This window comes from Rhodoblastus sp., from assembly GCF_052145335.1.
GTDB lineage: Bacteria > Pseudomonadota > Alphaproteobacteria > Rhizobiales > Beijerinckiaceae > Rhodoblastus.
The window spans coordinates 1-13,414 of sequence record NZ_JBKQOU010000195.1 but is presented as its reverse complement, the minus strand read 5'-3'; the positions used below and the strand labels follow the sequence as shown (position 1 = coordinate 13,414).

The 13,414-nt window shown below is 60.8% G+C and carries 12 protein-coding genes; 6 read left to right on the top strand and 6 right to left on the bottom strand.

Going from position 1 to position 13,414, the window contains the following annotated elements; genetic code table 11:
* Positions 1-168: 168 nt before the first annotated feature.
* The 5 genes from ACLP2E_RS12315 to ACLP2E_RS12295 all read right to left on the bottom strand — a co-directional run bounded on the left by ACLP2E_RS12315 (position 169) and on the right by ACLP2E_RS12295 (position 4,144).
* A complete protein-coding gene (locus ACLP2E_RS12315; protein ID WP_442466099.1) occupies positions 169-963 on the bottom strand; it encodes a 2-keto-4-pentenoate hydratase in 795 nt (264 codons plus the stop codon).
* A 132-nt stretch (positions 964-1,095) separates the two neighbouring features.
* Positions 1,096-1,419: an SCP2 sterol-binding domain-containing protein gene (locus ACLP2E_RS12310; protein WP_442466098.1), complete on the bottom strand. Its 324-nt coding sequence runs from the start codon at positions 1,417-1,419 to the stop codon at positions 1,096-1,098.
* A gap of 37 nt (positions 1,420-1,456) precedes the next feature.
* Positions 1,457-2,326, bottom strand: coding sequence for a VOC family protein (locus ACLP2E_RS12305; protein ID WP_442466097.1), 870 nt, complete (start codon positions 2,324-2,326; stop codon positions 1,457-1,459).
* A 17-nt stretch (positions 2,327-2,343) separates the two neighbouring features.
* On the bottom strand, positions 2,344-3,567 hold the full coding sequence (locus ACLP2E_RS12300) for a hypothetical protein (RefSeq protein ID WP_442466096.1): 1,224 nt from the start codon (positions 3,565-3,567) through the stop codon (positions 2,344-2,346).
* An 85-nt stretch (positions 3,568-3,652) separates the two neighbouring features.
* Positions 3,653-4,144 (bottom strand): flavin reductase family protein, encoded by a 492-nt coding sequence (locus ACLP2E_RS12295; RefSeq protein ID WP_442466095.1) that lies wholly within the window; start codon positions 4,142-4,144, stop codon positions 3,653-3,655.
* Between the two features lie 468 nt (positions 4,145-4,612).
* Between ACLP2E_RS12295 and ACLP2E_RS12290 the strand changes: the two genes are divergently transcribed.
* The 5 genes from ACLP2E_RS12290 to moaA all read left to right on the top strand — a co-directional run bounded on the left by ACLP2E_RS12290 (position 4,613) and on the right by moaA (position 8,677).
* Positions 4,613-5,479 carry an alpha/beta fold hydrolase gene (locus ACLP2E_RS12290; RefSeq protein WP_442466094.1) on the top strand — a complete coding sequence of 289 codons (867 nt, stop codon included), beginning with the start codon at positions 4,613-4,615 and terminating at the stop codon, positions 5,477-5,479.
* Positions 5,480-5,621: 142 nt separating this feature from the next.
* Complete coding sequence (locus tag ACLP2E_RS12285; RefSeq protein ID WP_442466093.1) at positions 5,622-5,990, top strand: DUF2147 domain-containing protein; 369 nt, start codon at positions 5,622-5,624, stop codon at positions 5,988-5,990.
* A 296-nt stretch (positions 5,991-6,286) separates the two neighbouring features.
* Positions 6,287-6,523, top strand: coding sequence for a hypothetical protein (locus ACLP2E_RS12280; RefSeq protein ID WP_442466092.1), 237 nt, complete (start codon positions 6,287-6,289; stop codon positions 6,521-6,523).
* A gap of 163 nt (positions 6,524-6,686) precedes the next feature.
* Complete coding sequence (locus ACLP2E_RS12275) at positions 6,687-7,565, top strand: bestrophin-like domain (RefSeq protein WP_442466091.1); 879 nt, start codon at positions 6,687-6,689, stop codon at positions 7,563-7,565.
* Positions 7,566-7,636: 71 nt separating this feature from the next.
* Entirely contained in the window at positions 7,637-8,677 is a 1,041-nt protein-coding gene (gene moaA / locus ACLP2E_RS12270) for a GTP 3',8-cyclase MoaA (RefSeq protein WP_442466090.1), read from the top strand.
* 105 nt (positions 8,678-8,782) lie between these two features.
* Here moaA and ACLP2E_RS12265 read toward each other — a convergent pair whose 3' ends face one another.
* Entirely contained in the window at positions 8,783-11,461 is a 2,679-nt protein-coding gene (locus ACLP2E_RS12265; protein WP_442463256.1) for a LuxR C-terminal-related transcriptional regulator, read from the bottom strand.
* Between the two features lie 215 nt (positions 11,462-11,676).
* Here ACLP2E_RS12265 and ACLP2E_RS12260 point away from each other — a divergent pair, with 215 nt between their 5' ends.
* A complete protein-coding gene (locus ACLP2E_RS12260) occupies positions 11,677-13,224 on the top strand; it encodes a flavin-containing monooxygenase (protein WP_442466089.1) in 1,548 nt (515 codons plus the stop codon).
* The last annotated feature ends 190 nt before the right edge of the window (positions 13,225-13,414 follow it).

Genomic DNA, 13,414 nt, shown 5'->3' with positions numbered 1-13,414 from the left:
GGCCAAGGATTACCGACTTGGTGGCCGCCGCGCCGACATAGCCGAGCACCTTTGGATCGATGCCGACCATGGCGCCCATTTCGAGATGTTTCGACATGCGCATGATCTTGATCATCAGATCGGTGCCGATATTGCCCGATCCGATGATCGCGCAGGAAATCTTCTCCATTATGCCTGTTCCTTCGCAAAGGCCGCGCGCACCGAGCCGAGGCCGGAAATGCGCGCTTCAACCACATCGCCCCATTTGACCGGCGCCATCGGGCCGAGAGCGCCCGACATCACCGTGTCGCCCGCCTTCAACGGCCGCCCGACGCGCGCCATGGTTTTCGCCAGCCACAGCACCGCCGACAAGGGATCGCCGAGACAGGCCGCGCCGGCGCCGACCGAGACCGGCTCTCCCGCGCTTTCCATCACCATGCCGGCCGCGCGCAGATCGAGGTCCTTGAGTTTCTTCGGCGTCGCGCCGAGCACGTAGAGGCCGGACGAGGCGTTGTCGGCGATGGTGTCCAAAATGCCGATCTTCCAGTCGCTTATGCGCGAATCCACCACCTCGATCGCGGGCAGGGCAAAGGCGATCGCGCGTAAAACGTCGGCGATGGTGAGGCGCTCCTCGTCGAGATCGCGCTCGAGCACGAAGGCGACTTCCGCCTCGACCTTGGGCTGGATCAGCTGGTTGCGGCCGATCTCCCAGCCGTCGGGAATGGCCATGTCGTCGAACAGCATGCCGTAGTCGGGCTGGTCGACGCCGAGTTGTTTCTGCACCGCCAGCGAGGTCAGGCCGATTTTTCTGCCGACCAGGCGCCGCCCCTCGGCGAGCCAGCGCTCGGTGTTGATCTCCTGCGCCGCATAGGCCCGGTCGAGCGCGCCTTCCGGCAGGAGATCGCGCACCGGCGCGCAAGGCTTTCCGAGGCGATGGGCCTCGAAAATCTTGTCCGCGACATGTCGGATTGATTTGTCAGTCACAAGGGCTTCCTTGTTGATTGTCTCGGTTTTCCGGCCGCCGCAATTTGATGCGTGCGCCGACTGCCATCATCGCGGCGAGGCGGCGCGCGCGATCGCAATATCGTTACGATCGCACGCGCATTCAGTTCCCGATCAGAGAACAGCCATGATTTTTGGCGCGAGAGCCATGCCCCGGACCAAGTCACCAGAAACCTTGATCTTTCGGGTCATCGCGGCCACGTGCGGCGCCAGGCGCTTGGCGCGGAGTTCGAGCCATATGTTGTGTGCCGCCGAAATGGTCACATCCGCCGGCAAGGTTTCGTCCTGCGTTACGACCACGTTCTCCGACGTCGCATCGATAAATACCGCGCCTTCGCCCTCGAAAACAAACCTCAGTTTGACGCCGAGATTTCCGAGATTTTTCGCCTTGATCGCCAGTTCATCAGCGAGAAATTGAAAAGAAGTTTCATCAGCCATTATTGTCCTCCCGGTTTATGGTTTTGATAGACGGATTTCAAAACAAGTGACCCCATTCGCTGATCGCGTCAAAGGTCTTCACCTGCCAATTCTCCTCGTCGGTGATTTCCACGCCGGCCACTCCGAGCTCCAGATTGAATTCGCTCGGCGTGGTGGAGTAGAATGAATACATCTTGTCGTTCGGATGCTTGCCGATCGCCATATGCAGCGGAATATCCGCCGCCTTTACGCGATCGAGCGCGCGTCCGACGACGTCGATGTCGCGGACCTGAAGCATGAAGTGATGCAGTTTTACCGGCAGCGGCAATCCCGCCAGAGCCAAAGTGTGGTGGCGCGGATTGATGTGGAAGAACACAAACTTGACCGGGACGCCCTGAATGTCCTGGATGATGTAGTCGCTGAGCGGGAATCCCAGGATATCGCGGTAGAACTCTTCGCTCTTCTTGAGATCCGGAGCGGCGATGGCGATATGGCCGCAACCCTGGTTCCCGGTGACAAAGCCGCCGGGAATGTGGGGAAGTTCGGGCAATTCGCGCAGGATTTTCGGGTTGTAGACCGCTTCGAGACGCAGGCCGGACGGATCGCAGAACCAGATCATGTCTTCGACTTCGCGCTCCGCCAGTTCTTCCGGAGTCGCGCGATGAATGGCGACGCCATGGATTAGCAAATGCGCTTCCAGCTTTTTCAGGGCGGCGCTATTGGCCACCGTAAAACCAGCGGCGAACAAATCCTCGCTCGGGCCGGGGCGCACGATGAACCGATAGACGTTCTCGTCGATCCGCAGACGCAGGTCGCCGTTCGGCTGTTCGTGCACTTCCAGGCCGATCACTTCGCCGGCGAATTTTTTCCATTCCTCGCGTTTGTTCGATTCGAAAACGAGGTAGGCGAGTTGCTGAAGCAGGCTCATGGCAATTCTCCCGGGTCTCAGATGAACAGGCTGAAGAGGTCGTCGCCGAACTCGTCCAGGCTGGCGCGGCCGTAGATTTGACCCCACTTCGTGCGGTTGTTGATGGCGTGGACGCGGGCGGCCTGAATATCGAGATAGTTCCGCTGGAACGCCTGGTGGACCATCAAGGAGCGCGCGCCGCTCGCGACGAACAGCCGGTCGGCCGCCTTTTGAGAGAATTCGACGAGGTTGGTATGGTCGAAGCGATATTGGGCGCGCTGGAGAAGCGAAAGATCCTCGCCATTCGAGAGCGCGTTCATGATCTCGTTGAAATTCTCGCGAAGCTGCAAACGCGCCGCCCGGATTTCACCGAGGGATTCGGCGATACGCGTCTGAGTCACCTGTTCGTCCGCCCATCGCGCGCCGCTATACAGGCTCGTCGCCGTGCGCGTCGCCTCGATGAACAAGTCGGCCATGCGTTGAGCGGCTCCGAGCGCCGGCGTCGTGATGCAGGCGCCGAAGATGGTCGGGAAGGGAACCCCGAACAGGGGCGCCGACGCCGTGCCTTCGTGCATCCCGGGCGTATTCAGCATCTGGCTTGCAATGATCGGAAGCTGACGGTGGTTGGGGACAAAGGCCTCCTTGATGTCGAGGCTTTTGCTGCCCGTCCCCTTGAGCCCGAGGACATGCCAGTCGTCGACAATCTCGAAATCGCTCTTGGGAACCAGATAGGTCCGATAATCGGGGAATGGCGCGCCTTCGCTGATGATGTTGCCGCCCAGAAGCACCCAATCCACATGATCGATGCCGCTGGAATAATGCCAGCGCCCGCTGAGGATGCAGCCGCCCTCGACCGCCTGAACCTTGCCCGTGGGAGCATAGGACGAAGACAGAAGCACCGTGGGGTCTAGGGCCCAAACGTCTTCCTGAGCTTTCTTGGGAAAATGCGCCAGCTGCCAATTGTGAACGCCGACGACGCCCATGATCCACGCGCTCGACGGACAGGCCTGAGCGAGAATTTCCTGAACCGTGAAAATGTCCGCCGGATGGGATTCGTAGCCGCCCCAATAGGACGACTGGAACATTTTGAAGAAGCCGGCTTTCTGGAAGTCCTCGACATTTTTCGGGTCGACCATCCTCAGCTTTTCCGTGTTGGCGGCGCGTTCCCTGAGAACGGGCTGCAGATCACGGGCGCGCTGGATGAGGGTGGGGCCATCCACTTTTTCGAAAGTGGCGGGCCTGATTGCCGTCGTAACGCTCATGTTGTTCACTCCCTGGTTATTTTGTTGGCTTGGTAATGGTCATCGGACAGAAGCGCCCGGCCGCTCGTTGATTGAGCGGGCGCTGCTAGTTCTTCGGCATCGGCTCGAGTTTGCTGAGACGGCCTTGAGCAAAGGCAAGAGGAGAAGACTCCTCACCCGATTCCAGACTCTCGACGCGGCACAGCACGAACCAGTGGTCGCCGGCGTCTATTTCGGAGTCGACTGTCACCTCGATATAGGCGCAGCATCCGGGAAGCTTTGGAATCCCGCTTTCGGTGACGCTGTAGTCGAGACCTTCGAACCGTTTGGTGATGTCGCCGAACGAAAAACGACTGCACATGGTCGTCTGGTCCTGAGACAGAATGTTCACGCAAAAGCGCTTGGTCTCACGCATGGCGAGCCAGGTCGCCGACGTCTTCTGGGGAAAAAATCCAACCAGCGGCGGATCGAGGCTGACCGACGAGAATGAGCCGATGACCAGACCCAAAGGTCGATCCTCGTCATCCAGGCCCGTAATGACACAGACCCCTGTCGGCCACAGGCTCAGCACTGCCCGAAAATCTTTCGGATCAATCATTCAAGTTCCTCCCTGGCTGCGCTCTTTTGACGCTGCGCGTCCTTGATTGAACAGATGTGTACAGTAACTTTCACATGGGTGCAAATTAAATTTTTTGGCCGAAATTGTGGCGCTCCGATGCGCCGGTTTCGATCGGCCGGTTGCCCAGGCCACGGACAAGGGGCTCGCCGCCATGCCTCTCGCCAGTTGGGATGACCGAAACTCACTCGTGACAATGCAGGAGTGCGATCTTGACATGCATGGACGATAGTGTACAAAAAAGGACATAACTGTCAGTTTCAGCGCTAATAGGTCTCCGCTTGCCGCGCTTCGGGAGTGACCGGAGTGAAGCGTCATCGGCCAGCGGGACCATCGCGACCGCGCTCGTTCATTGTTCCTTGTCCTGATGAACGCGACTTTGTGTCGAAATTGGCAAACGACAATCGACGCCTGAATGTCGCGTCGGCATCCTCAAGGGAGGGGTTCCTGATGGACCAGATTTTGGAAAAGCCTGTAGTCAGCCAGACGATACGCGTTGGAAACCGCGAAATATTCGTTTCCGAAGCCGGCGAGGGACCGGTCGTTCTCATGCTTCATGGCGGCGGTCCGGGCGCTTCCGGCATGTCCAATTACGTGCGAAACGTGGAAGTTCTTGCGAAGCGCTTCCGAGTGCTGGTTCCCGATATGCCCGGTTATGGCCGCTCGACGAAAGGGCTCGATCGCAAGGATCCGTTCGGCGATCTCGCAAGATCGATGTTCGGCCTTCTCGATGCGATGGGCGTCAAGACCTGTTGCGTCGTCGGAAATTCTCTTGGCGGCGGCTGCGCGCTGCGCATGGCTCTGGATCGGCCGGACAGGATCAGACGGCTTGTCCTGATGGGACCCGGAGGCGTAGACACGACGCGAAGCCTGCCGACGGCGGGCCTCAAGAGGCTGTTTAATTATTACAAGGGCGAAGGACCGACGATCGAGAAGCTGGCGACCTTCATCAAGGGCGACCTTGTTTACGATGCAAGCGCGATTACTGACGACCTTATCGAAGAGCGATTCAAGTCGAGCATCGACCCGGCGGTCGTCGCCAGCCCGCCCTTGCTCGGCCCGAAGGGAATTCCCAATTTTCGCGCGATCGATTTCACGCGCGATCCCCGTCTGAGCAAATCCGAAACGCCCACGCTCGTTCTCTGGGGCGTCGAAGATCGCGTGAACCGACCCAGCGGCGGCCTCTCTTTGCTGAAGCGCATGCGCCATTGCGACCTTCATCTTTTCAGCCGGACGGGCCACTGGGTCCAATGGGAACGCGCCGAAGAGTTCAACGCCGTCACAGCGGCGTTTTTGGCCCAGGGCGAACCCGCCTGACCGGAAGAGTCGAGCGCCCAGGCGCGGCTTGCTTTGGCAGGCTGAACCACGGATTTGGCCATGACGAACCTGTCGCTTGGGTTTCCGCTTGCATAGCTTGTTTCGTCGATTTTTCGGCGTCAGAAAATGGGAGGAAAAAACAATGAAAAAATTGCGCTTGGCGCTTCTGGGATTGATGGTCGCTCAGGCGTCGGCGGCCGCCGCCGGAGATATTCTCGGTAATTGGGAACGGGTGGATGGCAAGTCCGGCATTCGCATGTCGCCTTGCGGCGATGCGGTTTGCGGGCACATCACCTCGGTGAGGGACGCGAATTCTCCCGCAAAAGTGGGCCAGCGTGTCTTCTTCGGGTTGAAGCCGAGCGGCAATGGCTGGTCGGGGGAAGCCTTCAATCCCGATGACGGCAAGACCTATTCCGGCAATGTCACGGTCGCGGGTTCGTCGATGACCACCAAAGGCTGCGTTCTCGGCGGGCTTGTCTGCAAATCAGTCGATTGGAAACGCTCGAACTGACGAGGCGCAGGGAGAAATCGGGACTTGGGGTGCGGCTCGGTCGCTTCCTGCTTGCGAGTCGGTCGCCAAGCCGCCGGGCTCAGCCACGCCCAGGCGGCTGGCGATGCCGGATCGCAATCGTTTTCGGTCCTGCGCCCTGTCGTCGGACCGTGAAATTTCATTATTGAGTTCATAATCAGATTCGATATAAGAATCATTTCCGGAATCGCAGCAGCCTCGGCTCGCGGTTCGACATCGGGCGCGGGGATCGCTGTTCGAGGCTTCGCCGGACTCCCGGCGCATCAGGAGGAAATGTTATGAAAACCACCGATGAGCTGTTGGGCGAGCTTCAACAGACCGCGGGCGAGATCGAGCTCAAAATCCACCTTGGAACGACTGAAGTAAAGCAGCAATGGTCCGAACTGCAAACCAAACTGGATCATTTCGCCGCACAGGCCCAGCTGGAGAAGAGCGGCAAGAACGTCAGCGAGGCTTTGGCGATCCTTGGCTCGGAACTGAAAGACGCGTTTGAGCGGATACGTCGCGCGCTATAAGTCCGTCCGCATGCGAATTCATTGATCTTCAGCCGCGCGCAGGGCGCTACCAACTCCTGTCGAAACGGCGCGAGGAATAAACGATCATTTTCCGATCGTCATTCTTCTTTGCGACGTTTGAACCACTCGCGCATCCTTCGTCGCTCTACGACATGGAGGGCTCATGATTTTCGTCTATCGCGCCGCGATTGTGGCGGGTGCGACTTTCGTCAGCGCGCTTGCCGGGTTCGCCGCGCATTGGGCGCTGCCGGCCGCCTACATGGTTGAATCGAAAAGCATGGTCGGTTCGGTCCTTGGCCTCGTCGCGTCGCTTCTGTCGCTCGTGTTGAGCCTCTTGATCTGGACGAGCCACAACCTGGCCACCTCCCAGCAAGCGCAATTGCAGACACTCTGCAATTCGATCATCCGCCTCGACTTCATGCTCGAATCCTATGGCTGCGGCGCGAAGCGCGGGCGCGCGCTCCTGCGAGAGCATGTCAGGCATTTGCGCAAGCGCCTGTGGTACGACCTGCACGAGCGCCGTCATGTCCATCGCGCCATTAGTCAGGCCGATCTGCCGGAGGACATGCATAGCATGATCGCCTTTTTCGTTTCGCTCCGGCCTGCGAACGACGAACAAAGACAATATCTCGCCAGCGCGCGAGACATTGTCGGCGCCATCATAGAGACGCAATTGACGATGATCCGGAGCCTCGACAGCCGCGCGCCATTACTGTTGCTCGTCGTCGTTCTCGGATGGTCGTGCGTGTTGTTCTTCGGCTACGGTCTGCTTTCGGATGTCGACGCGCTGACGATCGCCATGGCCGCGCTCGGAGCGATTTGCGTCGCGAGTGCGGTGCTCCTGATCCTCGAACAGAGCGACCCCTATTCGGGCTTGTTCAGAATGCCGCAAGAAGGCTTCGACGGACTGATCCGTGTCCTGATGAAGGTTGAGGAAATGGCCGCCGACGCAGAGACGGGAGTTCGGGCGCCTATCGGCGCGGAAAATCCCCCCCCATTGGCGTCCAAAATTTCGTCACAGCCCGATCTTGACTCCGCTTGATTCCTGGAAAGGCAAATTCCTTAATGACCAGCGCCCAAGTCGAGCAGGACAATGGTTCGGCGCCGGTTCGCATGCGGATCGGTCAGGGCAGCGCCGTTCTTTCCACCGCCGGCGGAGATGTCGGGCTCGTCGATTCCCTGGGTCGGGCGATCAACTACCTTCGCGTCAGTGTGACGGATCGCTGCGACTTCCGCTGCACCTATTGCATGTCGGAGGCCATGACCTTCCTGCCCAAACGAGATCTCCTCTCACTGGAGGAGATCGACCGTCTCTGTTCCGCTTTCGTGGCGCGTGGGACGCGCAAATTGCGAATTACAGGCGGCGAGCCACTTGTCCGGAATGGCGTAATGAAGCTGTTCCGCTCATTGTCGCGGCATCTCGCCGGCGGCGCGCTCGACGAATTGACCTTGACGACCAACGGCGCGCTCCTGTCTCGGTACGCGGCGGAATTGGCCGATTGCGGCGTGAAGCGGGTCAACGTCTCCCTCGATACGATCGATCCACAAAAATTCCATAAAATCACGCGCAGGGGCAATCTGGCCAATGTTCTCGATGGAATCAGCGCGGCGCAAGCCGCTGGGCTCTCCGTGAAGATCAATGCCGTTGCATTGACCTGTTTTGAAGAGAACGAATTCCGCGCGCTCGTCGAATGGGCCCATGGGCGTGGCATCGACATTTCTTTCATTGAGGTGATGCCGCTTGGAGAACTCGAGGAGCAACGCATAGATCAATATCTGCCGCTGGACCGGGTGCGCGTGCAGCTTGCCGCCCGATGGACGCTGGACGATATCAATTTTTCAACGGGCGGCCCGGCGCGTTATGTGCGTGTTCGGGAGACTGGTGGACGCATCGGCTTCATCACGCCAATGACCCACAATTTCTGCGACAGTTGCAATCGTGTGCGTGTGACTTGCAGGGGCTTACTTTACATGTGTTTGGGACAGAATGACTCCGTTGATCTTCGCGCTCCGCTGCGCGCATCTCCCGACGACGCCTTGCTCGATGCCGCGATCGACTTGGCGATCGCACGCAAACCGAAGGGACACGATTTTATCATCGAAAGGGCGGTTGCTCCGGTTGTCGGCCGCCACATGAGTGCGACGGGAGGATAAGTTCGATCACGGGCCACCGCCAATAAAGTGCCTCGACAGAACTTGGCCAGTGACGTCACCGATGGACGCAGTGCGCCGGCAGATGTTCGTGTTCTCTTCCGCCGGTCAGATCGCGCCGGCTTCGCGCGCGAGCGCCGCGGCCTGAGTGCGCTTGCGTGTGCCAAGTTTCTCGTAGATTCGCCGCAGATGCGTTTCGATGGTGTTTTCCGTCAGGAACAGATCCCGCGCGATTTCCTTGTTGGAATGTCCTTTCCACACCAGGCGCAGGATTTGGGTCTCTCGGCTGGTCAAGCGAAGCGCGACGGCCGCCCCCTCGCCGGATGTCTCTCGCGGGCCCTTCAAATCCGGAGGCGCGCCGCGCGCAGTCAGTTCACGCAGCAAGGTCACAGCGCGAGGTTCGGCGACGACATCTGCGGACGAAACGAGCGACTCGGTCGCCCAGGCGTCATCCGCCAACACCCTCGCCATGCCGTTGCCGGCCGCTCTCAGAACTGCGCTGTCGAACGCCGCGCTGGCGGCGCTCCGCCGACCGGTCGCCTGCAGCATTTGCGCCTGGAGAAACAGCAGACGCAGCGCGCGCCTCCGACGTCCCGCCGCCTCGGCAGACCGCAGCGCCGATTCTACGCGGGGCAAGGCCTGATCGCACTGTCCCAAGACCAATCGCAGGCGCAGTTCGGCGATAAGTGGATCTTCGATTTCACCGGCATGGAGATGGAATTCGCCGAAGCCGCCCCAAAGGGCCTCGTCGCCGCCAGTCGCAAGCGCACGGCGCGCGCCCTCCAAGTCGCCGGATCGCAGCGCCGCATAGGATCGTTCCAGCCAGGCGGCCGCGCTCAGGCGACGGATGCCGCGCCGGGCGCCGATCTCGCTCAGCTGAACCAAAATCCCTTGGCCGGCATCACGTCGCCCACGCAGGAAATGGAGCCTCGCCGTGATGCGATGCAGCATTATCAAGTGGTCGGGCAGGCCGGTCTCCACGATGATGGGCAGGTAGTCGTCGACCAAAGCCTCGCAGGCGTCGAGATCGTTGGCTTCATAAAGAAGCTCCGCGAGATAAGTGGCGACCACAGCGCCCGCGCCGCCATATCTCTGGCCTTCCGCGATAGCGCGATTCATCGCGCCTTCAAGCGTCGTTCGAGCCGTAGCGAGATCGCCGAAGTTGAATTCGATCGCCGCAGCGAAGCAGGCGCTGTAATTCAGAGCGTAGAGCGCGCCAATGGCCTCGCAGGCCTCGCGGGACTTCGCAAGGTCGCGTTCGGCCTCGACCCAGCGGCCGAGCGCTATATTGCAATAGGCGCTCGCGTTGCAAGCGAGCCCGGTGGTGAAGGCGCCGAAACGAGGGGTTCCGGCGCGCATCGCCTGTATGGTTTCGAATAATTCCGGCGCCCGATCGGTCCATCCGAGAAGCATCAGGCGCATGGCCGCGAGTTCGTCGTCGTCTTCGGCCGCAGCCGGGTCCGATTGTTCGATGATTTCCATGTAGCGCCGGGCGCCGTTGTAGCGGTGCGCGAATATGGCGGCGAAGGCGGCGGCCCGCACCAGGCTCGGGCGTCCGCGCACTTCGGCGTCCGGCAACATCCCGATCGCCCGCGCTGCTTCGGCTACGCGGCCAGAGCGCACCATTTCCATCGCGGACGACGCCAACAGATCCGCGGCAAGCTTGTGATCCTCTGCGGCGAACGCATGCGTCACCGCCTCGCTCACGAGTCCATGGTTCGAGCACCACAAGGCCGCCCGCCGATGAAGGCCATGCAGCTCATGCCTGGAGTCGCGCTGCATGCGGGCGCGCAGAAAGTCGGCAAACAGCGGGTGGTACCGGCACCAACGCTGTTCCGGGCCGATCGGTGAGAGGAGGAGATTTCCGAGCAGGATATCGGCGATCATCTCCGCGCTGTCGTTTCGTTCGAGCGCCGCGTCGCACATTTCCGCGCAAAACTCCCCGAGCGCCGCCGAGCGCAGGAGAAAATCGCGCTGTTGCAACGGCCGGCTGTCAAGAACCTCCTGCGCCAGATATTCGGCGACATTATCGGTTGCACCGGAAAAGAGCCTCATCCAATCCGCTCCATGCGTCGCTTTCGTCTTGAGGGCGACGGCTGCAAGCTGCAGCGCTACAGGCCAGCCTTCCGTGCTCCGCTGCAGCGCCTTGAGTTCCGGCGCGCCGAGGCCATGGCGGTCGAGATAGCAACGGGTTTCCTCTGGAGTGAAGCGCAGATCGCTCTGGTCGAGCTCCAGAACAAGCCCGTGAGCGCGCATTCGACCCAACGCCAATGCGGGGGAAGAACGGCAGGCGACAAACAACTGATGGTTTGGGCCGAGATTTCTCAGCAGACGCTGCAAGAAATCCAGGACATCACGGTCGACGACCAGTTCCAGGTCGTCGAGAAAAAGAGTGACGGGGATTTCGGAAAGCGAGATCAAATCGAGCAGTTCCGTCGCGAGGCCTTGCGTCGAACCATCCGCGCTCGCGCGCCCTGCCGCGGACTGCGGCAACTCCCCCTGTATCGCCGCCATCAGCGATCGCAGGAAGCGGCCCAGGTCGTTGTCGTCGTGCTCTACCTTGAGCCAGACAGTGGCGACGGCGCGTACCTGCAACTGCTTGCGCACCTGCTGCATCAGCGTGGTCTTGCCGAAGCCCGCCGGCGCGCAAATCAGCTTCAGCGGAGCATCGCTCTCCGCGATGCGGGCGAGCAGCCGGACGCGATCAACCGCGAGAAGGGGCGCCTTGGGCGGCGAGAAGCGGGCGCCTTGCAGTCCTTTCGCCTGGCTGTTCTGGCTCGACGGCATCGGGAGTCGCTCCCGGTCGGATGCGGAGGCATCTCCAATGCTGCGACGACGCGCGCATCAAGTCAATGCGGGCGAGGTCGCGGGAGGCCATCCGGGACAGCCTGTTTCACGGTTTTCCGTGATTTCTGGGCAGTCGGACCGCGCGTAATCTTCTTGCATATCCTAACCCGTCGCGGTTTTGGAGCGTCAGAACGAAATAGCTGGAGGAAACGGACATGGCCAAGGACGACATGGTAATGCGGCAACCGCTGACGGCGGCGATCATCGGCACGGGATTCGGCGGAATCGGCATGGCGATCAAATTGCGGCAGGCCGGAATCACGGACTTCGTGATGCTGGAGAAGTCCGACCGGATCGGCGGCACCTGGCGCGACAACACCTATCCGGGCGCGGCCTGCGATGTCCCTTCGCCGCTCTATTCGTTCTCGTTCGAGCAGGATTTCGATTGGCCCCGCTTCTACTCCGGCCAGAGCGATATTCACCGCTACCAGCAGCACTGCGTCGACAAATACGGCCTGACGCCTCATGTGCGTTTTCATTCGGAAGTTCGTCGTGCGGATTTCGATGGGCAACGGGGGCTTTGGCGAATCGAGACGTCGCAGGGCGAGGTTGTGCTGGCCCGCGCGCTCATCACGGCGACCGGCCAGCTCAACCGCCCGGCTTATCCCAGGATTCCCGGCCTGGAGAAGTTCCGCGGTAAAATCTTCCATTCGTCGCGCTGGGACCATGGGCATGACCTCTCCGGTCGACGGGTGGGCGTGATCGGCACGGGCGCGAGCGCCATTCAGTTCCTGGCGCCCGTGACCGAACAGGCCGGTCAGGTCACGCTGTTCCAGCGCACGGCGCCCTATGTCCTGCCGAAGCCGGATCGCAAGATCACCGCGTTCGAGCACTGGCTGCATCGCAAGGCGCCTCCGCTGCGCAAGCTCGTGCGCGGAACCGTCTACTCCATTTTCGAGACGCTGGGCGTCGGCCTGCTGAAATTCCGTCCCGTGCTCGCGCCGCTGAAATCCGCCTGGAACGCGCATTTGCGCCTCACGATCAAGGATCCCGAGTTGCGCGCCAAGTTGACGCCGGACTACCCCATCGGCTGCAAGCGCATCCTGTTCGACAACACCTATTATCGCGCGCTCGCCAGGCCCAATGTCGAGGTCGAGACCGGACGGATCAAGGAAGTCGGCGAAGACGGCGTCGTGACCGAGGATGGCGTGAAGCACGAGATCGACACGCTCATTCTCGGAACAGGCTTCGCCGCGTCGGGATTTCTTGCGCCGATGGAAATTCATGGCCGCGACGGCCGCGAATTGAGCGCCGCCTGGCGCGACGGCGCCGAGGCCTATCTCGGCGTCACGGTCAGCGGCTTCCCGAACTTGTTCATGCTCTATGGTCCGAACACCAACCTCGGGCATAATTCGATCGTCTACATGCTGGAAAGCCAGATCCAGTACGTCAAGGAGGCCATCGTCGGCCTGCGCGCCGCGCCGGGGACTTCCTTTGACGTCAAAGCCGACGTCCAGAACGGTTTCAACGCCAGCCTGCAGCGCGCCTTGCGCAACACCGTGTGGGCGGAGGGTTGCAAGAGCTGGTATTTCGACAAAGGTAAGAACGTCAACAACTGGGGCGGCTTCACCTTCACCTATCGCCGGCTGACGCGCCGTTTCGATCTCGCGTCCTATCAGACCCTCGGCTCCGGCGCCGTAGCTTCGGTTGAAGCAGACGCGCGCGACCATTCCACGCAGCCGCTGGAGTCGGCGGTCGCCTGACGCGGCTATCAAAACCAACAAACGAAGGAGGAAAAACTCATGAGCGAATCCATTCTTGCGAAAGTGGCGCGAGTCGCCGTTCGCGTCTGTCTCAAGCCCGCGCTAAGACCGGAATTTTCCTGCGCCGTCCAGCGCCGCTGGGCGGACGTCGCGACCCGGACATTGAGCGTGCCGTTCGGCGTGCGCTTCT